Genomic DNA, 24,438 nt, shown 5'->3' with positions numbered 1-24,438 from the left:
TGGGTCCCCGCCTTCGCGGGGACGACGAGAGTTCCTAGGCCGCCACCCCCAGCGCCTTCCATTCGCGCAGCGCCTTCGCGTCGCGCGGCGAGACGTCGGGATAGTCCGGGTCGGCGCCGATGTCGGAGGCGATCTTCCACGACCGCGCGCACTTGGTACCCACGGCGCGCTCCACCACCACGGCGACGTCGGCCAGTTCAGGGAGCCGGAAGGCATCCGCCGGCGGCGTGTCGTTGCCGCGCAGCAGGGTGACCATGGCGTTCGAGGTGATGCAGATCTCGGCCCAGTCGACCTCGTACAGCCCTTCCATGATCTGCTCGGGCAGATAGATCATCGGCGAGGCTTCCAGCGAGGAGCCGATCCGCTTGCCCGCGCGCTCAACCTCCAGCGCGCCGGTGACGACCTTGCGGATCGCCCGGATCACCCGCCACTTGGTCTCCAGCGCATCGTCTTTGAACTGATCGAGCCCGAGCGGGAACAGCGTCAGATGCACGCTCGGCTCGGCGTCGGGCCGGTACAGCTGCCACGCCTCCTCGGCGGTGAACGACAGCACCGGCGCCAGCCATTTCAGGATCGCATCGCAGATGATGTCGATCGCGGTCAGCGCCGCCTTGCGGGCCAGCGACGACGGCGGATCGCAATACAGCGTGTCCTTGCGGATATCGAAGTAGAACGCCGACAGCTCGGTATTCATGAACGCCGACAGCGACGACACCACGGTCTTGTAGTCGAACTCGGCGTAAGCGGTGCGCACGATGGCGCCCTGCTCGGCCAGCTGATGCAGCATCAAGCGCTCCAGCTCCGGCATCTGCGCGAACGGCACCGCGTCCTCGCGCTTGAAGTGATGCAGCGTGCCCAGCATCCATCGCATCGAGTTACGAAGCTTGCGATAGGTCTCCACCGTGTTCTTGAGGATTTCGGGGCCGATGCGCTGGTCGTCAGCGTAGTCGGTAGCGCAGACCCACAGCCGCAGGATGTCGGCGCCGGAGGACGCAATCACCTTCTGCGGCTCGACGGTGTTGCCGAGCGATTTCGACATCTTGCGGCCGCTCTCGTCGAGCGTGAAGCCGTGGGTCAGCACCACGTCGTAGGGCGCGCGGCCGCGGGTGCCGCAGCTTTCCAGCAGCGAGGAATGAAACCAGCCGCGATGCTGATCGCTGCCTTCGAGATACATCACGGTGTCGGCGCCGCCATCGACCTTGCGCCGGATGCCGGCGAGGCCGGGGAAATGAACCGGGTCTTCCAGCACGAAGGCGTGGGTGGAGCCGGAATCGAACCAGACGTCGCAGATGTCGTCGACCTTCTTCCATTCCTCGTTGCCGCGCGAGCCGAGGAACCTCTCGCGCGCGCCGTCCTCGTACCAGGCGTCGGCGCCTTCGCTCTCGAACGCATCGGCGATCCGCTTGTTGACGGCGTCATCGACCAGAATTTCGGCGGAGCCGTCGCCCTTCTCACGCACGAACACCGCGATCGGCACGCCCCAGGCGCGCTGCCGTGAGATCACCCAGTCGGGCCGGCCGGCGATCATGCCGGTGATGCGGTTCTGCCCGGCGGGCGGCACCCATTGGGTGACGGAGATCGCGGCCAGCGCGCGGGCGCGCAGCGTATCGCCTTCCTTCACCTCTCCCCTCCGGGGAGAGGTCGACCCCGCAGGGGTCGGGTGAGGGGGCGCGCCGGAATCTTGAATTTGTAACCCCTCACCCGGCGCGCTGCGCGCGCCGACCTCTCCCAATGGGAGAGGTGAAGGATCCGCGATGTCCTTGTCCATCGCGATGAACCATTGCGGCGTGTTGCGATAGATCACCGGCTTCTTCGAGCGCCAGGAATGCGGGTACTGATGCTTCAACCGCGAGCGCGCCAGCAGCATGCCGGCATCGATCAAGGCCTTGATCACCGCCTCGTTGGCGTCGCCCTTCTCGCCCTTATCGTTGATCACGCGCTTGCCGACGAAACCTGGCGCCTGCTCGGTGAATGCGCCGTTTTCATCGACGGTGTAGGGAATCGTGGAGGAGATGCCGCGCGCCTCGAGAGCGCGTGCATTCTGCATCCAGATATCAAAGTCCTCCCGGCCGTGACCCGGCGCGGTGTGGACGAAGCCGGTGCCGGTGGAGTCGTCGACATGCTCGCCGTCGAGCAGGGGGACTTTGAAATCGTATCCTAGCGCTCTAAGAGGATGAGCACAGACAATCCTAGAAAGTTCTTCGGCTGATACATCTCGCTCAGTCCAAAGACCTTCAATTCTCGCAGGCGTCATAATATCCGTTCTTAGCCGTTTGGCCAAAATGAACCTATCTCCGGGCTTTGCCCAACTACTTACCCCGGGCTGCGGTTGAGTTACGGTGCAGAGTTCATATTCAATTTTCGAAGAGTAACTGATCGCGCGATTTCCAGGCAGCGTCCAAGGCGTGGTCGTCCAGATTAGTATCGAGGCTCCATCCAGATCGCCGACTTGATTGTCACTCCCCGAATTGGCGCTCCTGCCAAGCTGCGTCTGAACTGTCGGATCAAAGCTGGTTATTGGAAACTTCACCCAAACCGTATCCGAGGTGTAATCCTCGTACTCCACCTCGGCTTCGGCCAGCGCAGTCTTTTCGACCACGCTCCACATCACCGGCTTGGAGCCGCGATACAGCGTGCCGTTGGCGGCGAATTTCATCAGCTCGCGGGCGATCTGGGCTTCGGCGAAATAGTCCATCGTGGCGTAGGGATGCGCCCAGTCGCCGACGATGCCGAGCCGCTTGAACTCGTCGCGCTGCACGTTCAGCCACTTCGTCGCATAGGCTCGGCACTCCTTGCGGAACGCCACCATCGCGGCGCTATCCTTGAAGTTCGGCTTCGGCTTGCCCTTGGAGCGGTAGTTCTCCTCCTCGATCTTCCATTCGATCGGCAGGCCATGGCAATCCCAGCCCGGCACGTAGTTGGAATCGAAGCCCAGCATCTGCTGGCTCTTGGTCACCACGTCCTTGAGGATCTTGTTCAGCGCGTGGCCGATATGGATGTTGCCGTTGGCGTAGGGCGGGCCGTCATGCAGCACGAATTTGGCGCGGCCTTTCGCGCTCTGCCGCAGCTGGCCGTAGAGGTCGATTTCCTCCCAGCGCTTCAGCATCTCGGGCTCGCGCTGCGGCAGCCCGGCGCGCATCGGAAACTCGGTCTGCGGCAGGAACAGGGTCTTGGAATAATCGTTGCCGGCCTTGCTGTCAGCCTTGGCGGCGTCGGTCTTCTCGGGTGTTTCGGACATGGAGTCTCTGGGTCAAGAGGCGCGGAACGCGATCGATCGCGATGAAACTGAAACGGTCCCGGTCTTGCGCCGAACGGTAAGCTCAGGCGGAAGCCGGGACGCTAATGCTGATGCTGGTGCGCCGCGCAGACATGAGCCCTCAATAGCAGGCAGTCGCCGGATCGCAAAGCCCCACCGCGCCGGCGGCCGTCATCCTTATGACGTTTCCGATTGCGCTTCCGGGACGCGGCACCAAGACCGCCGTCATTCCGGGGCGCGAGCCCGAAGGGCGAGTGAGCCCGGAATCTTGCGGCGAGGGAGACGCTGCGTGTTGCTGCGAGATTCCGGGTTCGCTCGCAGCTGACGCTGCTCGCGCCCCGGAATGACGGCATCCCTGGTTTGGTCACCCGACCTTGCCCAGCACCGGGAACGCGCCGTGGTCGGCGGCCAAAGCGGCGCGGGCGCGGGCGCTGTCGTCGTCCATCTGGCGCACCAGCGCCTCGGCGCTTTCGAACTTCTCCTCGTCGCGGATGTGGGCGATGAAGGCGACGTCGAGCTTTTCGCCGTAGAGATCGGCCTTGAAGTCGAACAGGAATACTTCCAGCAGCGGCGCGCCGTTGTCGAAGGTCGGGCGGCGGCCGAAATTGGCGACGCCGTCGAAATGCTTGCCGGCACGGCCGACCCGCACCGCATAGATGCCGTGCTTCAGCCCGCAGGTCTGGTGCAGCCGGAAATTGGCGGTGGGATAGCCGAGTTCGCGGCCGCGCTTCTCGCCATGGATCACCTCGCCGGTGATGAACCACGGCCCGCCCAGCATCTCGGTGGCGGCGGCGATGTGGCCGGCGGTCAGCGCGGCGCGGATTGCGCTGGAGGACACCGGGTGGTCGCCGAAATCGATATGCGGCTGGACGTCGACTTCGATGCCGAGCGCCGGCGCCTCGCCGACCAGCATGCTCGGCGAGCCGCCCCTGCCCTTGCCGAAATGAAAATCATAACCGATCGCAATGCCCTGGACGCCGAGCCGCTCGATCAGTTCCTGGCGAATGAAATCATGCGCCGTGGTGGCGGCGCGCGCGGCGTCGAACGTCAGTATCACGGCACCGTCTAGGCCGGTCCCGGCCAGCAGCCGCAGCTTGCCGGCCTCGTCGGTGAGCCGGAACTGCGGCGTGTTGGGGCTGAAAAAGCTGCGCGGATGCGGCTCGAACGTCACCGCGAAGGCCGGAGCGCGGCGGATCCGCGCCATCTCCTTGCAGGCCGCGATCACCGCGCGGTGGCCGAGATGGACGCCGTCGAAATTGCCCATCGCCACCACCGCTCCCTTCGGGATCGCGGACGCGGGGGTGGTGTCGCGGATAACGGCAAAGCCAGTCATTGTCGGATTCAATCGGTCATTCTGAGGTGGGAGCGGAACCGTGACGCGGAGCCGCGATCGAAGTCAAGACGGCGCCTCCGGTACCCGAATGTCGCCACCGCGACATTCCCGCCCCCCGCAAGCTCCAACCACGCCCTCAGAGCAAGAGCCGGGCCGACAGCGCTATCCGCCGCGCATCGGCGGCATCACCACGGAATCGCGCCGGCAGGCGCGGCGGTCGATCTCCTCGCAGGCGCGGAATTGGAGGTCCTTGCTGAGGCAGATCCGCACCTCGCTGAGCCTATTGCGATCGCAGGTCACCGCGATCGCCGAACTGCTCAGGCCCGGATTGGCCTTGATGAAGGCCTCCTCGAGGTCGGCCGGCGCGATGGTCTTTTCCTGCTGCAGGTCGAGATAATCCGGCGGGATCTTCACTGCGGCGCGCGCCTTGCGCACGGTCTCGAAATAGGCCCGCTGGTCGAGCCCCGAGCAGGTGCCGTGCTTGTCCCATTCGTTGAAGATCAGCCCCGGCGCCGGCATCAGGTCGAGCATCGAGGTCATGATGTCGCGACTAAGCCGTGGCGACGGCCGCTGGCAATAATCAGGAAAGCCTCGTTCGTATTGCGGCCACAGCCCATGCACGACGAATGCATAGGGCCGCCCGCACTGGATCTGCTGCGACCGGCCGCTGTTGCCGCGTTCGTGCGCCTGCTCGCAATAGGATGGCGACCACGACAGCGACAGCACGTAGAAATCGAACTCGCCCGGCGCGTTCTGCCGGCGATCCTGCGCCGACGCGCTGCCCGGCCCGGCCAGCGCCATCGCCGCGATCAGCAGCGCCAGCGCAATCAGCTTGCGGCCGATGAAATCAGACATGATAAGGCGCCCCCGCTGCCCATTGTACGGATAACCTAACGGGCAATCCAGAACATTTCAAGAACACGACTGGTGCACGATAGTTGAATGCGAACCGCATGACATCGCATCGCGCGACGTCAGCCGATCAGGGCTTGGCGGCCTTGCAGCTCGGATTGTAGGCCCAGTCGCGGTCCAGCCCGACGACGCAGAATTCGACGCCGTTGCCGAAGCTGGCGAACCCGCCATCCTCGATGATCGAGTAATGCACCACGCGGGGCTTACCGTCGCTCAGCATCGCATCGGCGGTGCAATAGCGCCGTGGGATGTTGTCCGACTGCCAGGGCCGGAACGCGACCTCGTGAACCTGGGCAAAGCCGGTGATGCGGAGCTCGGAATTCCAGAAACTGCCCTCTTTCTCCGCGAACTGGTCGGTAATCGACCATAGCGCCGACTCGCAGGCGGGAAGATTACCGTCATAGCGCGGGCCGGACAGCCAGAAATTCCGCTCCAGCGGGTTGGCGGCCTGGGCCGCCGGTGCCAACGCCAGCAGCGTCGCCACCGCGGCCATCGCGACCGCGCCAGTGGAGATCTTCAAATCGGGAGCAAAGCGCATGGGCCATCCGCCAATTATTCTCTGCGCCGACGGTGCCGCGAAGCCCGCGCGAGGTCAAGTGCAGCGCGGCAACACCGGCCGACAACCCGGCGCCGAGCCCGCCGCCGTTCTTTTCATCGCAGCCGATGCGCTCTAGAGTTGAGGCAACCATGATGGAGATTCCGATGCGAACGATCCGGGCCGCGGGCCTTACCGTGATTTGCGCTTTGCTGGTCCATGGCGCGGCGCGCGCCGATACCGTGCCGGCCTTCAAGGGCAACGATACCGGCGGCATCATCTCCACCAATCTGATCGGCCAGCTCGATATCCGGGCGATGGCGGTCGAACATTGCGCGCGCTACGGCAAGGTGGTGAAGCTGCTGGGCGTGCAGGCCAGCTACGGCGGTTACGTCTCCTTCGCGTGCCGCTGGGTGCCGTACGGCGCCAACGAGCGACCGCTGCGCGCAGCCTACTGAGCAGCGCCACTCCGGCGATCAGACTTCCCGCACCTTGCTCCAGTCCGGCCGGATCGGGCCGGCGATGCCGTCGAAGGCGCCTTCGACCAGTTCGATCACCAGCAGGCGGCTGTAGTCCACCGGCCCCGGCATGGTGACGCGGCCGGGCGGAATCAGTTTGAACCCGACCCGGCGGTAATACGCCTCGTCGCCGACCAGCACGATCAGCCGATGGCCCTTGGCCTTGGCGTCACCGAGCGCACGGTCGAGCAGCGCGCGGCCGACGCCACGCGAACGGAACGGCGGCTCGACGGTCAGCGGCCCCAACAGCAAGGCCGGCGTGGTGCCGATCAGGATTGGCAATTGCCGCACCGAGCCGACCAGCAGCGTGCCGATCCGCGCCGTGAATGACAGGTCGAGCAGATGGTCGACGTATTCGCGAAGCCGGTAGGCGCTGAGCACAAATCGGCCGGGCCCGAAGGTGCGCTCGTGCAGGCGCTCGATCACCTGGGCGTCGTTCGGCGTCTCCGCCCGGATGGTGAGGGAAAGATCGGTCATGGCGAGGCGCGGAATAGCATCGCAGCCGGGCGCGGTCCATCGTCGCGGCGGTACCGAACTAACGCCTGCATTAACGCCATGTCGCCGACGGCGCGGCGCCGCCGAGCACTTCGGCGATCCGCCGCCTTGTGCCTGGCGTGGTATCCGGCGGCAATTCGCTGAGGCCGAAGAAACCGCTGGCGATGATCTCGCGATTGGGCTCCGGCGCGCGGTCCTGGCGGAACTCGCGGACCACATAGACGGCGACGTGGTCGCGCGGCGAGACGTGGCTGTTGAGGAAGATGCCGTGCAACACCGGCTCGCCGGTGAGTTCGATCCGGCCCTCTTCCATCAATTCGCGGCGCAAGGCGTCGCCGAAGGATTCGCCGACCTCAACGCCGCCGCCGGGCAGATGCCAGCCCGAAACATAGCTATGCTTGATCAGGAACACCCGGTCGGTCCGGTCCAGCACCACGCCGCGGGCGCCGAGCGTCATGCCGCGGGCGAACCGCCAGTACAGATGAAACACCCGCCGCAGGGCCGGCTCCAATCTGAGCCGCAGGTTCTGGATCGTCGACAAGGCGGAATCCTCGGCATGGCGGGCAACGCCAATGGCGGCTTGCGCCCGGGCATTCACCTTGCCAAAACATCGCTGCCTTTCACAGGCAGGATCTGCCTGAGGCATAGATACGACGCCGTCATTGCGAGCCGAGGCCGGCGCGAAGGCGCCGGCCGACAGCGAAGCAATCCAGGGCCGCTGGCGCTGCTCTGGATTGCTTCGTCGCTTCGCTCCTCGCAATGACGGTGCTCGACCGAGGGTTTTGGCAATGGCCGTGCGAATGAATCTGCGATGACGACTTTCACACTGGCGCATCTGTCGGACCCGCATCTGCCGCCGCTGCCGGCAGCAAGCTGGCGTGAGCTCGCCGGCAAGCGCGTGCTCGGGTACCTGAACTGGACCAGAAATCGCCACACGATCCACCGCCGCGACGTGCTCGACGCCTTGGTGGCGGACATTCAGGCGCGGCAGCCCAACCACATCGCGGTGACCGGCGACCTCATCAACATCGCGCTGCAAGCCGAGTTCGCGCCGGCGCGAGCCTGGCTGGACAGCATCGGGCCGCCGGATCGCGTCAGCCTGGTGCCCGGCAATCACGATGCGTACGTCCGCGAAACCCAGCACTGTATTGCCCAGACGTGGGGCGACTATCTGCGCGGCGACGACGCCGCAGCCGCGGTGACGTTCCCCTATGTTCGCCGCAGGGGACCGGTGACGCTGATCGGGGTCTCAACCGCGGTGCCGACCGCACCATTCATGGCGACCGGCTGGCTCGGCCAGGCGCAGCGCGATGCGCTGGAGCACCTGCTGGCGGGGCTGGCGAACGGGCCTTCGTTTCGCGTGCTGCTGATTCACCATCCGTTGCGCTCGAAGTCGCAGCACAAGCGGCTGACCGATGCGGCGGAACTGCTCGCGCTGTTGCAGCGCCACGGCGTCGATCTGGTGCTGCACGGCCACGACCATGTGCATTCGACGATCTGGATCGATGGACCTCGGCGGCAAATTCCGGTGGTCGGCGTGCCGTCGGCCTCGGCGTTCGCCGACGGTCATCGTCCGTCGGCGGCCTACAATCTGTTTACGATCGCGAGCGACGGCGACGGCTGGCGCTGCGAGCACCGGATTCGCGGATTCGGCGATGGCACGGAGATTGTCGATCTGGGCCGCACCGAACTGGCGCCAAGCCACGCGAGAGGTTGAATCGATCCCCTGCAACATCGGCAGCGCGTACCCTCGCCCCGCTTGCGGGGAGAGGTGAGGGAGTCATGCAAGGAGAAGTGAGGAAGTCACAGATTCCGCAGGCTGGCGAACAAAGCGAGGCCGAATAGCGCCAGCGCGCCGGCGAGGAAACCGAGCGCGAAGGTCCACAACCTGCTGCGGGCTGGTTTGACGGGTTGCTCCGGCTCAGGCGGCGGCGCGGTCGCGACCAGCGCGCGTTCGCGCTCGATCAGGCGGCGCGCCACATAGTCGGTCACCGCATCGACCAGCTTGGCGGCCTCGTGGGATTCCGCCAGCACGATGCGGCCGTAGCTGCTGTCCTGGACGAAGCGATAGATCCGCTTGTCGCGGCCCATCATCACATGGGCGACGACGTCGATCCACAGCCGCGGCGGCTCGCCCTGGCTGATGCCGCGATCGAACAATTCGACGCCGGCCGGGATCTGGGCGAACAGCGGGTCGAGCGCTTCATTGAGGATTTCGAGACGGGCGATTTCGGCGTCGCGCAGGTCGACCACGACGCCGGTGCGGTCGGCAGCCTCGATCCGGGCCTTCCGCAACGCGTCGCGCAGCCGCATCGGCCTTACTTCGCCAGCCGAACCATTCCCGGTAGTATACGCGTCCGACATTCTGGCTGCCTTTCCCGAGTTAAGGCCTCGGCAGCGATTAACCTATCAGTAACCCTGTTCGGCGCAAAGGCCCTTTGCTCTCAAGTGGTTGCCCGGAAACAGGGCAGCCCTGCGGCATTCTGACACCAGCAACACCACGCAACAACGGCCCCACCCGGATCATCGGGTGAGGCCGCTGCGCCCTTGGACGCTTCTTGAAATCCAGCCGATCAGGCGGTCGCGCGATTCGGCTCTTCGACGATGGAGAACCGCACACCTGCGCGATGCCGGTTCTCCTCGGAGACGACCTTCCAGGCCTCTTCGGCCTCCTTGCGCGTCTTGAACGGGCCCTGCACCTGGGCCGATCCTTCAACGAGCTTGTGGAAGTTCATCGAGCCGAACTCGCCGCCAATCACCCAGAAATTGCTGCCGTTCGCCATCTTGGTCTCCTGTTGTTACCGTTATCCGAACTGGTTCATCGTGTTGTGGGCGCCACCGGCCTTCAGAGCGGCCTCGCCGGCGAAGTATTCCTTGTGATCGTCGCCGATATTCGAGCCGGCCATGTCCTGATGCTTGACGCAGGCGATGCCCTGACGGATCTCCTGGCGCTGCACGTTCTTAACATAGCCCAGCATGCCCTGCTCGCCGAAATACTCCCGCGCGAGATTGTCCGTCGAAAGCGCTGCCGTGTGGTAGGTCGGCAATGTGATCAGATGATGGAAGATGCCGGCGCGCTTGGCGGAATCGGCCTGGAAGGTCCGAATCAGCTCGTCGGCTTCGAGCGCCAGCGGGGTCTGGTCGTACTCCGCCTTCATCAGTTCGGCGCGGTTGTACTGGCTGACATCCTTACCGGCCTTCTTCATCTCGTCGTAAACCTGCCAACGGAAGTTCAGCGTCCAGTTGAACGACGGCGAGTTGTTGTAGGCCAGCTTCGCGTTCGGGATCACCTCGCGAATCCGATCGACCATCGAGGCGATCTGCTCGATATTCGGCTTCTCGGTCTCGATCCACAACAGGTCGGCGCCGTTCTGCAGCGAGGTGATGCTGTCGAGCACGCAGCGATCCGCACCAGTGCCTTCGCGGAACTGATACAGGTTGCTGGGCAGACGCTTCGGGCGCAGCAGCTTGCCGTTGCGGCTGATGATGACGTCGCCGTTGCCGACCTTCGTCGCGTCGACCTCTTCGCAATCCAGGAAGCTGTTGTACTGGTCACCGAGGTCGCCGGGCGCGTGGCTGACGGCGATCTGCTGCGTCAGTCCTGCGCCGAGCGAGTCGGTACGGGTAACGATGATGCCGTCTTCGACGCCGAGTTCGAGGAAGGCGTGGCGGCAGGCGCGGATCTTCGCCAGGAAGACCTCGTGTGGCACCGTCACCTTGCCGTCCTGATGGCCACACTGCTTTTCGTCGGACACCTGGTTCTCGATCTGCAGCGCGCAGGCGCCCGCCTCGATCATCTTCTTGGCCAGCAGATAGGTCGCCTCGGCATTGCCGAAGCCGGCGTCGATGTCGGCGATCACCGGCACGACGTGGGTCTGGAAATTGTCGATCTTTTCGATCAGCGCGGTTTCCTTGGCCTTGTCGCCGGCCTTGCGGGCGGCGTCGAGATCGCGGAAAATCGTGTTGAGCTCGCGGGCGTCGGCCTGACGCAGGAAGGTGTAGAGCTCTTCGATCAGCGCCGGCACCGAAGTCTTCTCGTGCATCGACTGGTCGGGAAGCGGTCCGAACTGCGAGCGCAGCGCCGCAATCATCCAGCCGGAGAGATACAGATAGGTGCGATCGGTGGTGCCGAAATGCTTCTTCACCGAAATCAGCTTCTGCTGGGCGATGAAGCCGTGCCAGCAGCCGAGCGACTGGGTATATTTCGTGCTGTCGGCGTCATAGGCCGCCATGTCGGCGCGCATCAGCGCGGCGGTGTAGCGCGCGATGTCGAGGCCGGTCTTGAAGCGGTTCTGCAAGCGCATCCGGGCCACGGCTTCGGCCTTCACACCATTCCAGGTATCCTTGCCCTTGAGGAGAGCTGCGGCCGCTTCGATTTGGCTCTGATAGGAGGCCGGCCCCTGGATGGCCTGATCGTTGATCCCACGTGGCTGGAAGTTCATGTCCATGATCCCTTCGGTGACGACAAATCCGCATCGCCAATCGTCAGCGCGACAGACGTGACATTGCGTTGCGAAACGTGGCGGTACCTAAACGCTAGTTGGACAATATCGTACAGCCCTGTTGCGAACGAATGGTGATGTCATGTAACATCAATACATGTCATAAATGTAATTTTGTAACTTTTGTCACAATTCGATAGCGAGGCAAGATGGCCGGTGACTCTGGAAAGAAGCTTTTCGTCGGGCCGCGGTTCCGTCGAATCCGCCAGCAGCTCGGCCTGTCGCAGACCCAGATCGCTGAGGGGCTGGGGATTTCGCCGAGCTATATCAACCTGATAGAGCGCAACCAGCGTCCCGTCACGGCGCAGATCTTGCTCCGGCTGGCGGAGACCTATGACCTCGACCTACGAGATCTGGCGACCGCCGACGAGGACCGCTTCTTCGCCGAGCTGAACGAGATCTTCTCCGACCCACTGTTCCGCCAGATCGACCTGCCGAAGCAGGAATTGCGCGATCTGGCCGAATTATGCCCCGGTGTGACACACTCGTTACAACGGCTGTACGCCGCCTATACCGAGGCCCGCCGCGGCGAGACCATGGTGGCGGCGCAAATGGCCGACCGCGACGAGGGCACGCGGTTCGAGGCCAACCCGATCGAGCGGGTCCGCGACCTGATCGAGGCCAACCGCAACTATTTTCCGGAACTCGAACAGGCCGCGGAGGCCCTGCGCGACGAGATCAACGTCGCCTCGCAGGACCTGTTCGTGGCACTCGGAGACCGCCTGCGGGAAAAACATGCGATCGTCACCCGGATCATGCCGGTCGACGTGATGCGCGAGACGCTGCGACGGTTCGACCGCCACCGCCGGCAATTGCTGATCTCCGAGCTGATCGACGCCCCGGGCCGCGCCTTCCAGATCGCATTCCAGATCGGCATCACCGAATATGGCAGCGTGTTCGACACCATCGTCAACCGCGCCGGCGCGCTCGACGAGACCTCGCGGCGGCTGTACCGCATTACGCTGGCCAACTATTTCGCCGCCGCGATCATGATGCCCTACGCCGCGTTCCACGCCGCCGCGGAGGCGCTCAACTACGACGTCCATGTGCTGGCGCAGCGCTTCAACGCCGGCTTCGAGCAGGTCTGCCACCGCCTGACCACCTTGCAGCGGCCGAACGCGCGCGGCGTGCCGTTCTTTCTGTTGCGGGTCGACAATGCCGGCAACGTCTCCAAGCGGTTTTCCTCCGGCACCTTCCCGTTCTCGAAATTCGGCGGCACCTGCCCGCTGTGGAACGTGCATTCGACCTTCGACACGCCGGACCGGCTGCTGAAACAGGTGATCGAACTGCCCGACGGCAGCCGCTACTTCTCGATCGCCCAGATGGTGCGCCGCCCGGTAGCGCCGCATCCGCAGCCGCAGCCGCGCTTTGCGATCGGACTGGGCTGCGAAATCCGCCACGCCGCCAAGCTGATCTATGCGGCCGGCATGGATCTGGACAAGGCCGAAGGCACCCCGATCGGCGTGAACTGCCGGCTGTGCGAACGCGAACACTGCAGCCAGCGCGCCGAGCCGCCGATCACGCGGAAGCTGATTTTGGATGAGAATACACGGCGGGCGTCGAGCTTCGCTTTCAGTAATGCGCGGGAGCTTTAGCTGGTGAGGTCCTCAGGCTGCCGATCGCGCCTGAGCCAGCCGTAGACCAGACTGAGTGTGATGCAGTAGGAACTGAGCATCACCAGCATCATCAAAGCGGGCCAGCCGCCCTGCCCGGCATCGCGCGCGAACACGCCCTTGCCTATCGCAGGAAACAGCACCAGCCCGGTCAGCAGCCAGGCAAAGCCGCTGACCGCGAGGCCCTTGCGCAGCGCCGTCCGGCCCGGAATCCACCGATAGGCCCAGGCGAAGATCGAACTCCAGATCAGGGCGCCGCTGATCAGCGGCAACAGCGCCTGCAGCGCCGACGGCAACGACGTACCGACGCCGTGAAGCAACTCCCGCTGCATGTCGTCGTAAGGCTGGAAGTCCGGCAGCACACCGAGCGCCTTGCGCGCCGCGCGTAACGCCAGCTGCGCGACCGTGCCGCAAAGCCCCGCGATCAGGGCGTCCCGCAACGTTCTGGCAACGGCCGTCGGCGTCATCATGTTCTCGCGGTGTCGAATGCGCAGGATAGGCACGTGCATCTTGAAAGGCCAAATATGCCGGAGGAATGCGCGCCCCTTCAGCAGGTCGGAGTTTGGCGGAAGGTGTGAGATTTGCACCGACAACAATCCAGGTCGTCACGGCCGGGCTTGACCCGGCAATCCATCCCAACAACAGTCGCGTACATTTTGGAGATGGATGGCCGGGCCTTCGCCTCGCCGAAGGGGCTTCGGCCCCGCAGGCGGGTCGAGCCCGGCCATGACGTCATGGGGAGACCGGTATGCTGCGGCACATTTCAACGCTTCGCCAAAAAGTCGTGCTGATCGCGACCGCAATCGCGCTGGCGATGTCGGCATCGCCGTCCCTGGCCCAATCCGGCGCCTCGTGCCATGGCGGCATGAGCTTCGATCGCTTTCTCGCCGACCTCAAGCAGAAGGCGGTCGCCGCTGGGGTGTCGCAGCGCGCGATCGCGGAGGCTTCGCCCGGGCTGGTGTACGACCAGGGCATCGTCAACCGCGACCGCGGCCAGCGAGTGTTCGGCCAGGTGTTCACCGAATTTTCCAAGCGGATGGCCGCGAACTACCGGATGCAGCAAGGGCAGGCCCACATCAAGAGATACGGCGCGGCGTTCGCGCGCGCCGAAAAGGAATACGGCGTGCCGCCGGAGGTGATCGCGGCGTTCTGGGGGTTGGAGAGCGACTTCGGCGCCAACATGGGCAATCTGCCGACGCTGCGCTCGCTGGTGTCGCTGGCCTATGATTGCCGCCGCTCCGAGATGTTCCAGAACGAGACCATCGCGGCGCTGAAGATCATCGACCGCGGCGACCTCGCCCCGGCCGAGATGATCGGCTCGTGGGCCGGCGAACTCGGCCAGACACAGTTCCTGCCGACGCATTATTTCAACTACGCGGTGGATTACGACGGCGACGGCCACCGCAACATGCTGCGCAGCGCGCCCGATGTGATCGGCTCGACCGCCAACTACATCGCCAACGGGTTGAAATGGCGGCGCGGCGAGCCGTGGCTGCAGGAAGTCCGTGCGCCGCAGAACCTGCCTTGGGATCAGGCCGACCTCACCGTCAAGCATCCGCGTTCGAAATGGGCGCAATGGGGCGTGACCTATCCGGATGGCAGGCCGTTGCCGAACGACGATCTGCCGTCGTCCTTGCTGCTGCCGATGGGGCGGCACGGGCCGGCATTCCTGGCCTATCCGAACTTCGCCGCCTATACCGAATGGAATAACTCGCTGATCTACTCCACCACCGCCGGGTATCTCGCCACCAGGATTGGGGGCGCGCCGCCGATGCGGCAGCCGTCGGCGCCGGTCGTGCAATTGTCATTCAACCAGATCCGTGAGTTGCAGCAATTGCTGGTGCGGGCCGGCTACAATGTCGGCAAGATCGACGGCGTGCTCGGTCAGCTCAGCCGGACCGCGGTGAAAGAGATGCAGCTGAAGCACGGACTGCCAGCGGATTCCTGGCCGACCGTCGAATTGCTGACGAAGATGGGCGGTCGCGCGGTCGCGGCACCCGCGACGGCTCCGGCGGACGTCGCCCCCGCTGCGCGTACCGCGCCCGTTGGACGCGCGACCCCGCCTGCCGCAAAACGCGCCACAAGACCACCGGCCCCCGCGCCGCAATAGCCGAATATTTCTTTCCGCGAAGCCGTTTTCAGTTTCACGGACTTGCTCTAGGGTGCGCCGCAATAACACCCTGGAGGAAAAACCGTGCGTCATTTCTCTATCATTGCCGCCGCAGCCTTTGCGCTGACCACCGTCGCCGCGCATGCGGACGATCTGAAGATCGCGCTGATCTACGGCAAGACCGGGCCGCTCGAGGCCTACGCCAAGCAGACCGAGACCGGGCTGCAGATGGGATTTGAATACGCCACCAAGGGCACCATGATGGTCGACGGTCGCAAGATCGTGCTGATCACCAAGGACGATCAGAGCAAACCCGATCTGTCGAAGGCCGCGCTCGCCGAAGCCTATCAGGACGACAAGGTCGACATCGCGATCGGCTCGACCTCCTCCGCCGCCGCACTCGCGGATCTCCCCGTCGCCGAAGAGAACAAGAAGATCCTGATCGTCGAGCCCGCGGTCGCCGACCAGATCACCGGCGAAAAGTGGAATCGCTACATCTTCCGCACCGGCCGTAATTCCTCGCAGGACGCGATCTCGAACGCGGTGGCGATCGGCAAGCCCGGCGTCACCGTCGCCACGCTGGCGCAGGACTACGCTTTCGGCCGCGACGGCGTCGCCGCGTTCAAGGAAGCGCTGGCCAAGACCGGCGCCACGCTGGCCGCCGAGGAATATGTCCCGACAACCACCACCGACTTCACAGCAGTCGGGCAACGGCTGTTCGACGCGCTGAAGGACAAGCCCGGCCGCAAGATCATCTGGATCATCTGGGCCGGCGCCGGCAATCCGCCGAGCAAACTGCAGGACATGGACCCGAAGCGCTACGGCATCGAGCTGTCCACTGGCGGCAACATTCTTCCGGCGCTGGCGGCCTACAAGGCCATGCCAGGCATGGAGGGCGCGGCCTATTACTACTACGACATCCCGAAGAACCCGGTGAACGATTGGCTGGTCACCGAGCACAAGAAGCGCTTCAATGCGCCGCCGGATTTTTTCACCGCGGGCGGTTTCGCCGCGGCGATGGCGGCGGTTACCGCGGTGCAGAAGGCGAAGTCCACCGACACCGAGAAGCTGATCACCGCGATGGAAGGCATGGAGTTCGACACCCCGAAGGGCAAGATGGTGTTCCGCAAGGAAGATCATCAGGCGCTGCAGAGCATGTATCACTTCAAGGTCAAGGTCGATCCGGATCTGGCCTGGGCGGTGCTGGAGCCGGTGCGCGAATTGAAGATCGAGGACATGGACATCCCGATCCGCAACAAGCGGTAAGACTCTTGCTCTAGATCGAGGCGTGCCCTGAGTCCGCCGCAATCATAAACTGTCACCACCCGCGAAAGCGGGTGGCCCAGTATTCCAGAGCGTAAGAGATGGAATCGCGACGCTGCGGCGTACTGGATCCTCCGCTTTCGCGGAGGATGACGTTGTTTGCGGAGCGCGAGCGGTGCACAACATGCAAAGTCCCCGATGACCACGCTCGAAACCCAGAATCTCACCATTCGCTTCGGCGGCCACGTCGCCGTCAATGCGGTGAGCTGTGCGTTCCGGCCGGGTGAACTGACCGCGATCGTCGGACCCAACGGTGCCGGCAAGACCACCTATTTCAATCTGATCTCCGGACAACTGCGCCCGAGCGAGGGAAGCGTGCTGTTCGACGGCCAGGACATCACCAATCTGTCCGCGCCGCTGCGCACCCGCGCCGGGCTCGGCCGCGCCTTCCAGCTCACCAATCTGTTTCCGAATCTCAGCGTCGAGGAAAACGTCCGGCTCGCGGTGCAGGCGCACAGCGGCACGCAATACGACATGCTGCGGCCATGGCGGACCCGGCGCGACCTGATCGAGCGCGCCGACGCCATCCTGGACAGCGTCGCGCTCGGGGCTCGCCGCGACGTCGCCGCCACCGCGCTGTCGCATGGCGACCAGCGCAAGCTCGAAGTCGCGCTGATGATGGCGCTGCAGCCGAAGGTCTACATGTTCGACGAACCGACCGCCGGCATGAGCGTCGACGAGGTGCCGGTGGTGCTCGATCTGATCGCGCGGTTGAAGAATGACGCCAGCAAGATCATCCTCTTGGTCGAGCACAAGATGGACGTGGTGCGTTCGCTCGCCGATCGGATCATCGTACTGCACAACGGCCAGTTGGTCGCCGACGGCAAGCCCGCCGAGGTGATCGCCTCGCCGATCGTGCAGGAGGCCTATCTGGGCATCGCGCCGGGAAAGAACGCCGCATGACCGACCTGCTGAAGCTGAGCGGCGTGCACACCAATATCGGGCGCTATCACATTTTGCAGGGCGTCAATTTCGCCGTCGCCGAGGGCAAGACCACGATGCTGCTCGGGCGCAACGGTGCCGGCAAGACTACGACGCTGCGCACCATCATGGGACTGTGGCCGCCGTCGCGCGGACAGATCGCGCTCGCCGGACAACGGATCGAGCAGATGGCGACGCCGGACATCGCCCAGCTCGGCGTCGGCTACGTGCCGGAAAGTATGGCTGTGTTTGCCGATCTGACGGTGAAGGAAAATCTGATCCTGGCGGCGCGCGACGGGCCGCTCGACACCGCGCGGCTGGAATGGATCTTCGGCTTCTTCCCGGCGCTGCGCAAATTCTGGCTGTCGCGCGCCGGGCTGCTGTCGGGCGGACAGAAGCAGATGCTGTCGATCGCGCGGGCCATCGTCGAGCCGCGCAAGCTGCTCTTGATCGACGAGCCGACCAAGGGGCTGGCGCCGGCGATCATCGGCTCGCTGATCGAATGCTTCGCCGAGATCAAGCGCCGCGGCGCCACCATCCTGCTGGTCGAACAGAATTTCCACGTCGCCCAGATGATCGGCGACGCCGTGCTGGTGATGGACAACGGCATGATCGTGCATCGCGGCGAGATGGCGGCGCTGGCCGACGACACCCCGATGCAGGAACGGCTGCTCGGATTGAGCCTGGAGGCGCATCAGTGACTGACCTCGCCGCGACCGACGCGCTGCCGAAACCGCCGCGTGACCTGCTGCCGGTGTTCCTGCCGGCGATCCTCGCCGTCGCGATGCTGCCGCTGGTCGGCTCCGGCAGTTCCTGGGTGACGCTGACGGTGGCGAGCCTGGCGATGGGGATGATGATCTTCATCATGGCCTCCGGGCTGACGCTGGTTTTCGGCCTGATGGACGTGCTGAATTTCGGTCACGGCGCCTTCATCGCGGTCGGCGCCTATGTGGCGACCCTGGTGCTGCTGCCGCTGGCGGGCTGGGTGCAGGCGGATTCGCTGTGGCTCAATCTGGCGGTGCTGGCGCCGGCAGCGCTGGCGGCGATGGCGGTGTCGGGCGCGCTCGGCCTCGTCGTCGAGCGGGTGCTGATCCTGCCGGTCTATGGCCAGCATCTGAAGCAGATCCTGATGACTACCGGCGGACTCATCGTGGCCGAACAGGCGCTGTACGCGCTGTGGGGGCCGCAGATCATTCCGCTGCCGCTGCCGACCTCGCTGCGCGGCTCGTTCATCATCGGCGACATCGCGATCGCCAAATATCGGCTGCTGGCGATGCTGGTCGGCCTGGTAGTGTTCGCCGGCATCCAGCTGGTGCTGGCCCGCACCAAAATCGGCCTGTTGATCCGCGCCGGGGTGGAGAACCGCGAGATGGTCGAAGCGCTCGGTTATCACATCAAACGGCTGTTTCTCGGCGTGTTCATGGTCGGCTCCGGACTGGCGGGCCTCGGCGGCATCATGTGGGCGCTGTATCGCGAGCAGGTCCACGCCTCGATGGGCAACGACCTCACCGTGCTGGTGTTCATCGTCGTCATCATCGGCGGGCTCGGCTCGATCGGCGGCTGCTTCATCGGCGCGCTCTTGGTGGCGATGGTCGCCAATTACGGCGGCTTCCTGGTCCCAAAACTGGCGCTGGTCTCCAACATCCTCTTGATGGTCGCGATCCTGATGTGGCGGCCGCGCGGGCTCTATGCGGTGACAAGTCGATGATAATCCTGTCGGGCGATCCGCCGCGCAGCCGGGCGCTGAGTATCCTGCTGATCGCGATCATCGTGGCGCTTGCCGCGGTGCCGTTCTTGTTCCCCGGCGCCAAGGCGATGAACGTCGCCAGCAAGATCTGCATCTTTGCCGCCCTGGTGGCCTCCTACGACCTGCTGCTCGGCTACACCGGCACGGTGTCGTTCGCCCACACGATGTTCTACGGCATCGGCAGCTATGCGATCGCGATCGCGCTGTACGGCATGGGCCCGAGCTGGGCCGCGATCGCGGTCGGAATCGCCGTCGGCTTGCCGCTGGCGGCGCTGCTGGCGCTCGGGATCGGGCTGTTCTCGCTGCGGGTCGAGGCGATCTTCTTTGCGATGATCACGCTGGCAGTGGCGTCGGCGTTCCTGGTGCTGGCGTCGCAGCTATCCTGGCTGACCGGCGGCGAGGACGGCCGCAGTTTCCAATTGCCGGAGCTGCTGCGGCCCGGCACCGTGTTCGTGAAGGACTTTTTCGGCGTCAGCATCAACGGCCGCACCCTGACCTACTACATCGTGTTCTTCGCCTCCGCGGCGATGATCCTCGGGCTGCTGCGGGTGGTGAATTCGCCGTTCGGACGGGTGTTGCAGGCGGTGCGTGAAAATCGCTTCCGCGCCGAGGCGCTCGGCTATCGCACCGTCTTCCATCTCACTTACGCCAATTGCCTCGCCGCCGTGGTGGCCGCCTCCGCCGGGGTGTTGAACGCGATGTGGCTGCGCTATGCCGGGCCCGACACGTCGCTTTCCTTCGCGATCATGCTCGACATCCTGCTGATGGTGGTGATCGGCGGCATGGGCACGATGTACGGCGCGGTAATCGGCGCCGCCGTATTCATCCTGGCGCAGAATTATCTGCAGGCGCTGATGGGCGTCGCCTCCAACGCCGCCGCCGAAGCCGGGCTGCCGCTGCTGCCGGGGCTGCTGCATCCGGACCGCTGGCTGCTATGGCTCGGCCTGTTGTTCGTCGCCAGCGTGTATTTCTTTCCGACCGGCATCGTCGGCCGGCTGCGCGGCGTCACGCGTCCGAAATCCTGATCGGCAATCCTGCCCTTCAACAGAAAGACCACCTCATGTCGCTCTATCAATCCGCTGTCCCTGCCTATTTGCAGATCCTCAACAGCCTGTCAGGCATCCTGAGCAAGGCCGAAGCCCACGCCGCCGCCAAGAAGATCGATCCCGCGGTGCTGCTCGGCGCGCGGCTGTATCCCGACATGCTGCCGCTCAGCCGGCAGATCCAGCTGGTCTGCGATTTCGCCGCCAAGGGCACCGCGCGGATCGCCGGCACCGAGGTGCCGTCGACACCCGACACCGAGAAGACCTTCGCCGAATTGCAGCAGCGCCTCGCCAACACCATCGCCTATGTGAAGGGATTCACGCCGGCGCAGTTCGAGGGCGCCGAGACCCGCGAGATCACCATCCCGGTCGGCCCCGACAAGACCATGACCATGAAGGCGCCGGAATTCCTCAGCCATTTCAGCCTGCCGAACTTCTATTTTCACGCCGCCACCGCGCACGGCATCCTGCGCCACAACGGCGTCGAAATCGGCAAACGGGATTTCATGGGCGTGAACTGAGTCAAAGGCGCGCGAAATTGACCTTTCGCGCGCCTTTTCTCAGCATCGCCATGCTGAATTTCTCCGGCTGGCGACCGGGGCATTCCAAAAAATCATGCAGCCGCATCTATTTTCGGCAGCCGCATTGCCTTTCGCATCCGTCGTCCCCAGTTCCACGGGATCGACAATTTGTGGGACCGCACCAATGAGCGACACCAAACTCTTCGAGCCGTACAAACTCGGCCCGATCACCCTGTCCAACCGCACCGTGATGGCACCGCTGACACGCAACCGGGCGTTGGCCGGTTTCGTACCCAATCCACTGGCGACCGAATATTACGGCCAGCGCGCCACCGCCGGCTTGCTGATCACCGAGGCCAGCCAGGTCTCGCAGCAGGGCCAGGGCTATCAGGACACCCCCGGGATCTACTCCAAGGAGCAGGTCGCCGGCTGGCGCAAGGTCACCGACGAGGTGCACAAGCGCGGCGGCAAGATCTTCATCCAGCTCTGGCATGTCGGCCGCATCTCCCACGTCGATCTGCAGCCCAATCATGGCGCGCCGGTCGCGCCCTCGGCGATCCGCGCCAAGACCAAGACCTTCGTCGGCGGCACCTTCGCCGACGTCTCCGAGCCCCGCGCGCTGGAGCTCTCCGAGCTTCCCGGCATCATCGAGAGCTTCCGGCAGGCCGCCGCCAACGCGATCGAAGCCGGCTTCGACGGCGTCGAGATTCACGGCGCCAACGGCTATCTGCTCGACCAGTTCGCCAGGGAAAGCAGCAACAAGCGCACCGATGCCTACGGCGGGTCGATCGAGAACCGCGCCCGGCTGATGCTCGAAGTTGCCGCCGCGGTGGCCAAGCAGATCGGCCCGGAGAAAACCGGGATCCGGATTTCGCCGGTGACCCCGGCCAACGACGTCTCCGACTCACATCCGCAAGCGTTGTTCGACTACATTGTCGATCATCTCAGCGCGCTGAAGCTGGTCTACATCCACGTCATCGAAGGCTCCACCGGCGGCCCGCGCGACAATCTGCCGTTCGACTATGCGAGCCTGCGCAAGCGCTTCCACGGCACCTACATCGCCAATAACGGCTACGACCTGGCGCTCGCCAACAAGGTGCTGGCGGCCAACGACGCCGACCTGATCGCATTCGGCAAGGCGTTCATCGCCAATCCGGATCTGGTCGAGCGCTTCAAGCGCGGCGCGGCGCTGAACGAGCCCGACAAGGCCACCTTCTACGGCGGCGGCGCCAAGGGCTACACCGACTATCCGACGCTGGAATCGGCGCAGGCGGCGCAGTAAACGACGACGCGCACCGGACTCTCGTTCGTCATTGCGAGCGAAGCGAAGCAATCCAGGCTGCAAGCAACGACTGGATTGCTTCGTTGCTACGCTCCTCGCAATGACGCGGACGTGCTCTGCACACATAAAAAAGGCCGGGATCGCTCCCGGCCTTTCGCGTTATTGCTGCTGCGCTTCGCTTAGTTCAACGAAGCGCGCTTCGGGGGCGAAGCCGGCCACGACTTGATCAAAGTGTCGTAGTCGATGGTTTCGCCCTTCGGCTTCTCGTTGGCGAGTTTGCGCTGCGGCGCGATGTTGCCGTCCTTGGCCGATTTGGCGAACCAAAACTCGGCGGTTTCCTTCTTGTTCAGCTTCGGTCCGCAGGCGCCCTGCACGCCCGATTTCTCGAGACGTTCCAGCACCGAGTCCTGCGCAGCGGCAAGCGAATCCATCGCAGCTTGCGGAGTCTTGGCACCGGACGCCGCATCGCCGATGTTCTGCCACCACAATTGCGCCAGCTTCGGATAGTCCGGCACGTTGTTGCCGGTCGGGGTCCACTGCACGCGCGCCGGCGAGCGGTAGAACTCGATCAGCCCGCCGAGCTTCGGCGCGCGCTCGGTGAAGGACTTGTCCCAGATATCGGACTCACGGATGAAGGTGAGACCGACATGGCTCTTCTTCAGGCTCACGGTCTTGGAGACGATGAACTGCAGATAGAGCCAGGCCGCCTTGCGGCGATCGACCGGCGTCGATTTCAGCAAGGTCGCGGAGCCGACGTCCTGATAGCCGAGCTTCATGCCTTCCTTCCAGTAGGAGCCATGCGGCGACGGCGCCATCCGCCACTTCGGCGTGCCGTCGTCGTTCATCACCGCCAGACCGGGCTTCACCATGTCGGCCGTGAAGGCGGTGTACCAGAACACTTGCTGGGCAATGTTGCCCTGCGCCGGCACCGGACCGGATTCCGAGAAGGTCATGCCTTGCGCCTGCGGCGGGGCATATTTCTTCATCCAGTCGAGATATTTGACGATCGAATAGACCGCCGCCGGACCGTTGACGTCGCCGCCACGTTCGACCGACGAGCCGACCGGACGGCAGCCTTCCATGCGGATGCCCCATTCATCGACCGGCAGACCGTTCGGAATGCCCTTGTCGCCGTTGCCGGCCATCGACAGCCAGGCGTCGGTGAAGCGCCAGCCGAGCGAGGGATCCTTCTTGCCGTAATCCATGTGGCCATAGACCCGGACGCCGTTGATCTCCTTGATGTCGTTAGTGAAGAACTCGGCGATGTCTTCATAAGCCGACCAGTTCACCGGGACGCCGAGGTCGTAGCCGTATTTGGCCTTGAACTTGGACTTGTAGTCAGGATTTGAGAACCAATCGTACCGGAACCAGTACAGGTTGGCGAACTGCTGGTCCGGCAGTTGATACAGATGGCCGTTCGGTGCCGTGGTGAACGACTTACCGATGAAGTCGTTGACGTCGAGCATCGGATCGGTGACGTCTTTGCCTTCCTTCGCCATCCAGTCCGTCAGATCGACGGCCTGGCCGTAGCGAAAGTGGGTGCCGATGAAATCGGAATCGTTGATCCAGCCGTCATAGACGTTCTTGCCGGATTGCATCTGGGTCTGGATCTTCTCGACGACGTCACCTTCCTGGATGATGTCGTGCTTGACCTTGATGCCGGTAATTTCCTCGAAGGCTTTGGCGAGCGTCTTCGATTCATACTCATGCGTGGTCAAGGTCTCGGAGGTCACGTTAATCTCCATGCCCTTGAAAGGCTGGGCGGCCTTGATGAACCACTGCATTTCCTTCATCTGGTCGTCCTTGGACAATGTCGAGGGCTGAAACTCGGCATCGATCCATTTCTTGGCGGCCGCTTCGTCGGCGAACGCCGGCGCAGCGAGCGTCGCGGATGCCGCAATCAGCGTCGCAGCACTCGCCATTGTCAGAAACCGCGTCCTGGTCGATCGACTACTTGGTCCTTTGGCAGATCGCATATCGCTTCCTCCGTTGCATCATGTGCATCTTCAGCTCCGGGTTGATCCCGGATCTGCTCTTCTTCGCCGATCAGACCGTGCGAAAAATCGCAACGGCCGAAACCAGCGAAATGGCGGTGGCGAGCCAAAGACTCGACACTTCGATACCCTCTCCGACCGGCAGCGTCGCCAACGTCTCGGCGCCCACCAGCGCGATCCACGCCAGGTGAATCACGGCGGCCAGGATCAGCGACAGAAACAGGCGGTCGCCGCGAGTCGTCGGGATTCGGAGAATTCCGACGCGTTCGGCTTCCGGATAGGCGATCGCAAGCCAAGTCATGGCACCGAGCGTCAAAGCCAGCAGGCCAAAGA

At 64.2% G+C, this 24,438-nt stretch carries 23 protein-coding genes; 11 read left to right on the top strand and 12 right to left on the bottom strand.

The features are described 5' to 3' along the window. Window positions 1-34: 34 nt before the first annotated feature. From ileS to HXX15_RS17450, 4 genes are all read right to left on the bottom strand, one after another. Window positions 35-3,238, bottom strand: coding sequence for an isoleucine--tRNA ligase (gene ileS / locus HXX15_RS17465; RefSeq protein ID WP_296517637.1), 3,204 nt, complete (start codon window positions 3,236-3,238; stop codon window positions 35-37). A gap of 382 nt (window positions 3,239-3,620) precedes the next feature. Beyond that, window positions 3,621-4,589 (bottom strand): bifunctional riboflavin kinase/FAD synthetase, encoded by a 969-nt coding sequence (locus HXX15_RS17460; RefSeq protein WP_296517636.1) that lies wholly within the window; start codon window positions 4,587-4,589, stop codon window positions 3,621-3,623. A 162-nt stretch (window positions 4,590-4,751) separates the two neighbouring features. Further along, entirely contained in the window at window positions 4,752-5,444 is a 693-nt protein-coding gene (locus HXX15_RS17455; protein WP_296517635.1) for a ribonuclease T2, read from the bottom strand. 127 nt (window positions 5,445-5,571) lie between these two features. Beyond that, window positions 5,572-6,039 carry a hypothetical protein gene (locus tag HXX15_RS17450; protein ID WP_296517634.1) on the bottom strand — a complete coding sequence of 156 codons (468 nt, stop codon included), beginning with the start codon at window positions 6,037-6,039 and terminating at the stop codon, window positions 5,572-5,574. A gap of 164 nt (window positions 6,040-6,203) precedes the next feature. Between HXX15_RS17450 and HXX15_RS17445 the strand changes: the two genes are divergently transcribed. Beyond that, on the top strand, window positions 6,204-6,494 hold the full coding sequence (locus HXX15_RS17445) for a hypothetical protein (RefSeq protein ID WP_296517633.1): 291 nt from the start codon (window positions 6,204-6,206) through the stop codon (window positions 6,492-6,494). Window positions 6,495-6,512: 18 nt separating this feature from the next. On the opposite strand, the gene HXX15_RS17440 is transcribed toward HXX15_RS17445, so the two are convergent. Both HXX15_RS17440 and HXX15_RS17435 read right to left on the bottom strand, forming a co-directional pair. Next, window positions 6,513-7,031 (bottom strand): N-acetyltransferase, encoded by a 519-nt coding sequence (locus HXX15_RS17440; RefSeq protein WP_296517632.1) that lies wholly within the window; start codon window positions 7,029-7,031, stop codon window positions 6,513-6,515. Between the two features lie 70 nt (window positions 7,032-7,101). Next, window positions 7,102-7,590 carry an NUDIX domain-containing protein gene (locus tag HXX15_RS17435; protein WP_296517631.1) on the bottom strand — a complete coding sequence of 163 codons (489 nt, stop codon included), beginning with the start codon at window positions 7,588-7,590 and terminating at the stop codon, window positions 7,102-7,104. A gap of 270 nt (window positions 7,591-7,860) precedes the next feature. Between HXX15_RS17435 and HXX15_RS17430 the strand changes: the two genes are divergently transcribed. Further along, entirely contained in the window at window positions 7,861-8,766 is a 906-nt protein-coding gene (locus HXX15_RS17430) for a metallophosphoesterase (protein ID WP_296517630.1), read from the top strand. Between the two features lie 86 nt (window positions 8,767-8,852). Here the strand turns inward: HXX15_RS17430 and HXX15_RS17425 are convergent, their stop codons facing one another. The 3 genes from HXX15_RS17425 to HXX15_RS17415 all read right to left on the bottom strand — a co-directional run bounded on the left by HXX15_RS17425 (window position 8,853) and on the right by HXX15_RS17415 (window position 11,491). Continuing rightward, a complete protein-coding gene (locus HXX15_RS17425; RefSeq protein WP_296517629.1) occupies window positions 8,853-9,413 on the bottom strand; it encodes a hypothetical protein in 561 nt (186 codons plus the stop codon). 209 nt (window positions 9,414-9,622) lie between these two features. Then, window positions 9,623-9,832 (bottom strand): hypothetical protein, encoded by a 210-nt coding sequence (locus HXX15_RS17420; protein ID WP_296517628.1) that lies wholly within the window; start codon window positions 9,830-9,832, stop codon window positions 9,623-9,625. A 21-nt stretch (window positions 9,833-9,853) separates the two neighbouring features. After that, a complete protein-coding gene (locus tag HXX15_RS17415; RefSeq protein ID WP_296517627.1) occupies window positions 9,854-11,491 on the bottom strand; it encodes an isocitrate lyase in 1,638 nt (545 codons plus the stop codon). A gap of 209 nt (window positions 11,492-11,700) precedes the next feature. Here HXX15_RS17415 and HXX15_RS17410 point away from each other — a divergent pair, with 209 nt between their 5' ends. Beyond that, a complete protein-coding gene (locus HXX15_RS17410; protein WP_296517626.1) occupies window positions 11,701-13,146 on the top strand; it encodes a short-chain fatty acyl-CoA regulator family protein in 1,446 nt (481 codons plus the stop codon). Here HXX15_RS17410 and HXX15_RS17405 read toward each other — a convergent pair. Next, window positions 13,143-13,631 carry a DUF6789 family protein gene (locus tag HXX15_RS17405; RefSeq protein WP_296517625.1) on the bottom strand — a complete coding sequence of 163 codons (489 nt, stop codon included), beginning with the start codon at window positions 13,629-13,631 and terminating at the stop codon, window positions 13,143-13,145. The two genes, HXX15_RS17410 and HXX15_RS17405, sit on opposite strands and share 4 nt — an antisense overlap. A 281-nt stretch (window positions 13,632-13,912) precedes the next feature. Between HXX15_RS17405 and HXX15_RS17400 the strand changes: the two genes are divergently transcribed. The 8 genes from HXX15_RS17400 (at window position 13,913) to HXX15_RS17365 (ending at window position 22,111) form a co-directional block, all read left to right on the top strand. Continuing rightward, window positions 13,913-15,274, top strand: coding sequence for a lytic murein transglycosylase (locus HXX15_RS17400; protein ID WP_296517624.1), 1,362 nt, complete (start codon window positions 13,913-13,915; stop codon window positions 15,272-15,274). Window positions 15,275-15,358: 84 nt separating this feature from the next. Then, window positions 15,359-16,540 carry a substrate-binding domain-containing protein gene (locus HXX15_RS17395; RefSeq protein WP_296517623.1) on the top strand — a complete coding sequence of 394 codons (1,182 nt, stop codon included), beginning with the start codon at window positions 15,359-15,361 and terminating at the stop codon, window positions 16,538-16,540. Between the two features lie 195 nt (window positions 16,541-16,735). Next, the gene (locus tag HXX15_RS17390; protein WP_296517622.1) at window positions 16,736-17,500 is read left to right on the top strand and encodes an ABC transporter ATP-binding protein; all 765 of its coding nucleotides are present in this window, start codon (window positions 16,736-16,738) and stop codon (window positions 17,498-17,500) included. Further along, complete coding sequence (locus HXX15_RS17385) at window positions 17,497-18,219, top strand: ABC transporter ATP-binding protein (protein ID WP_296517621.1); 723 nt, start codon at window positions 17,497-17,499, stop codon at window positions 18,217-18,219. The genes HXX15_RS17390 and HXX15_RS17385 overlap by 4 nt, the downstream gene beginning before the upstream one ends. Then, window positions 18,216-19,226 carry a branched-chain amino acid ABC transporter permease gene (locus tag HXX15_RS17380; protein ID WP_296517620.1) on the top strand — a complete coding sequence of 337 codons (1,011 nt, stop codon included), beginning with the start codon at window positions 18,216-18,218 and terminating at the stop codon, window positions 19,224-19,226. The genes HXX15_RS17385 and HXX15_RS17380 overlap by 4 nt, the downstream gene beginning before the upstream one ends. After that, complete coding sequence (locus tag HXX15_RS17375; protein ID WP_296517619.1) at window positions 19,223-20,290, top strand: branched-chain amino acid ABC transporter permease; 1,068 nt, start codon at window positions 19,223-19,225, stop codon at window positions 20,288-20,290. Before HXX15_RS17380 ends, HXX15_RS17375 begins: the two co-directional genes overlap by 4 nt. 35 nt (window positions 20,291-20,325) lie before the next feature. Continuing rightward, window positions 20,326-20,829, top strand: coding sequence for a DUF1993 family protein (locus HXX15_RS17370; protein WP_296517618.1), 504 nt, complete (start codon window positions 20,326-20,328; stop codon window positions 20,827-20,829). Between the two features lie 184 nt (window positions 20,830-21,013). Further along, complete coding sequence (locus HXX15_RS17365) at window positions 21,014-22,111, top strand: alkene reductase (RefSeq protein ID WP_296517617.1); 1,098 nt, start codon at window positions 21,014-21,016, stop codon at window positions 22,109-22,111. A 179-nt stretch (window positions 22,112-22,290) separates the two neighbouring features. On the opposite strand, the gene HXX15_RS17360 is transcribed toward HXX15_RS17365, so the two are convergent. Together HXX15_RS17360 and HXX15_RS17355 are read right to left on the bottom strand one after the other, a co-directional pair. Then, window positions 22,291-24,033, bottom strand: a complete 1,743-nt coding sequence (locus HXX15_RS17360; protein WP_296517616.1) for an ABC transporter substrate-binding protein — start codon at window positions 24,031-24,033, stop codon at window positions 22,291-22,293. 124 nt (window positions 24,034-24,157) lie between these two features. Continuing rightward, window positions 24,158-24,430, bottom strand: a complete 273-nt coding sequence (locus HXX15_RS17355; protein ID WP_296517899.1) for a DUF2160 family membrane protein — start codon at window positions 24,428-24,430, stop codon at window positions 24,158-24,160. Window positions 24,431-24,438: the final 8 nt, after the last annotated feature.

This window comes from Rhodopseudomonas sp. (genome assembly GCF_013377015.1).
Taxonomy (GTDB): Bacteria; Pseudomonadota; Alphaproteobacteria; order Rhizobiales; family Xanthobacteraceae; genus JARJEH01.
The sequence above is the reverse complement of the archived record's forward strand: the minus strand, read 5'-3'. Positions and strand labels throughout refer to the sequence as shown.

Coding starts and splice junctions, on each gene's coding strand:
- HXX15_RS17390 (WP_296517622.1), top strand. CDS start 16,736: ATGACCACGCTCGAAACCCAGAATCTCACCATTCGCTTCGGCGGCCAC.
- HXX15_RS17410 (WP_296517626.1), top strand. CDS start 11,701: ATGGCCGGTGACTCTGGAAAGAAGCTTTTCGTCGGGCCGCGGTTCCGT.
- HXX15_RS17420 (WP_296517628.1), bottom strand. CDS start 9,832: ATGGCGAACGGCAGCAATTTCTGGGTGATTGGCGGCGAGTTCGGCTCG.
- HXX15_RS17430 (WP_296517630.1), top strand. CDS start 7,861: ATGACGACTTTCACACTGGCGCATCTGTCGGACCCGCATCTGCCGCCG.
- HXX15_RS17455 (WP_296517635.1), bottom strand. CDS start 5,444: ATGTCTGATTTCATCGGCCGCAAGCTGATTGCGCTGGCGCTGCTGATC.
- HXX15_RS17445 (WP_296517633.1), top strand. CDS start 6,204: ATGCGAACGATCCGGGCCGCGGGCCTTACCGTGATTTGCGCTTTGCTG.
- HXX15_RS17385 (WP_296517621.1), top strand. CDS start 17,497: ATGACCGACCTGCTGAAGCTGAGCGGCGTGCACACCAATATCGGGCGC.
- HXX15_RS17425 (WP_296517629.1), bottom strand. CDS start 9,413: ATGTCGGACGCGTATACTACCGGGAATGGTTCGGCTGGCGAAGTAAGG.
- HXX15_RS17440 (WP_296517632.1), bottom strand. CDS start 7,031: ATGACCGATCTTTCCCTCACCATCCGGGCGGAGACGCCGAACGACGCC.
- HXX15_RS17370 (WP_296517618.1), top strand. CDS start 20,326: ATGTCGCTCTATCAATCCGCTGTCCCTGCCTATTTGCAGATCCTCAAC.
- HXX15_RS17360 (WP_296517616.1), bottom strand. CDS start 24,033: ATGGCGAGTGCTGCGACGCTGATTGCGGCATCCGCGACGCTCGCTGCG.
- HXX15_RS17400 (WP_296517624.1), top strand. CDS start 13,913: ATGCTGCGGCACATTTCAACGCTTCGCCAAAAAGTCGTGCTGATCGCG.
- HXX15_RS17450 (WP_296517634.1), bottom strand. CDS start 6,039: ATGCGCTTTGCTCCCGATTTGAAGATCTCCACTGGCGCGGTCGCGATG.
- HXX15_RS17415 (WP_296517627.1), bottom strand. CDS start 11,491: ATGAACTTCCAGCCACGTGGGATCAACGATCAGGCCATCCAGGGGCCG.
- HXX15_RS17405 (WP_296517625.1), bottom strand. CDS start 13,631: ATGACGCCGACGGCCGTTGCCAGAACGTTGCGGGACGCCCTGATCGCG.
- HXX15_RS17365 (WP_296517617.1), top strand. CDS start 21,014: ATGAGCGACACCAAACTCTTCGAGCCGTACAAACTCGGCCCGATCACC.
- HXX15_RS17375 (WP_296517619.1), top strand. CDS start 19,223: ATGATAATCCTGTCGGGCGATCCGCCGCGCAGCCGGGCGCTGAGTATC.
- HXX15_RS17460 (WP_296517636.1), bottom strand. CDS start 4,589: ATGACTGGCTTTGCCGTTATCCGCGACACCACCCCCGCGTCCGCGATC.
- ileS (WP_296517637.1), bottom strand. CDS start 3,238: ATGTCCGAAACACCCGAGAAGACCGACGCCGCCAAGGCTGACAGCAAG.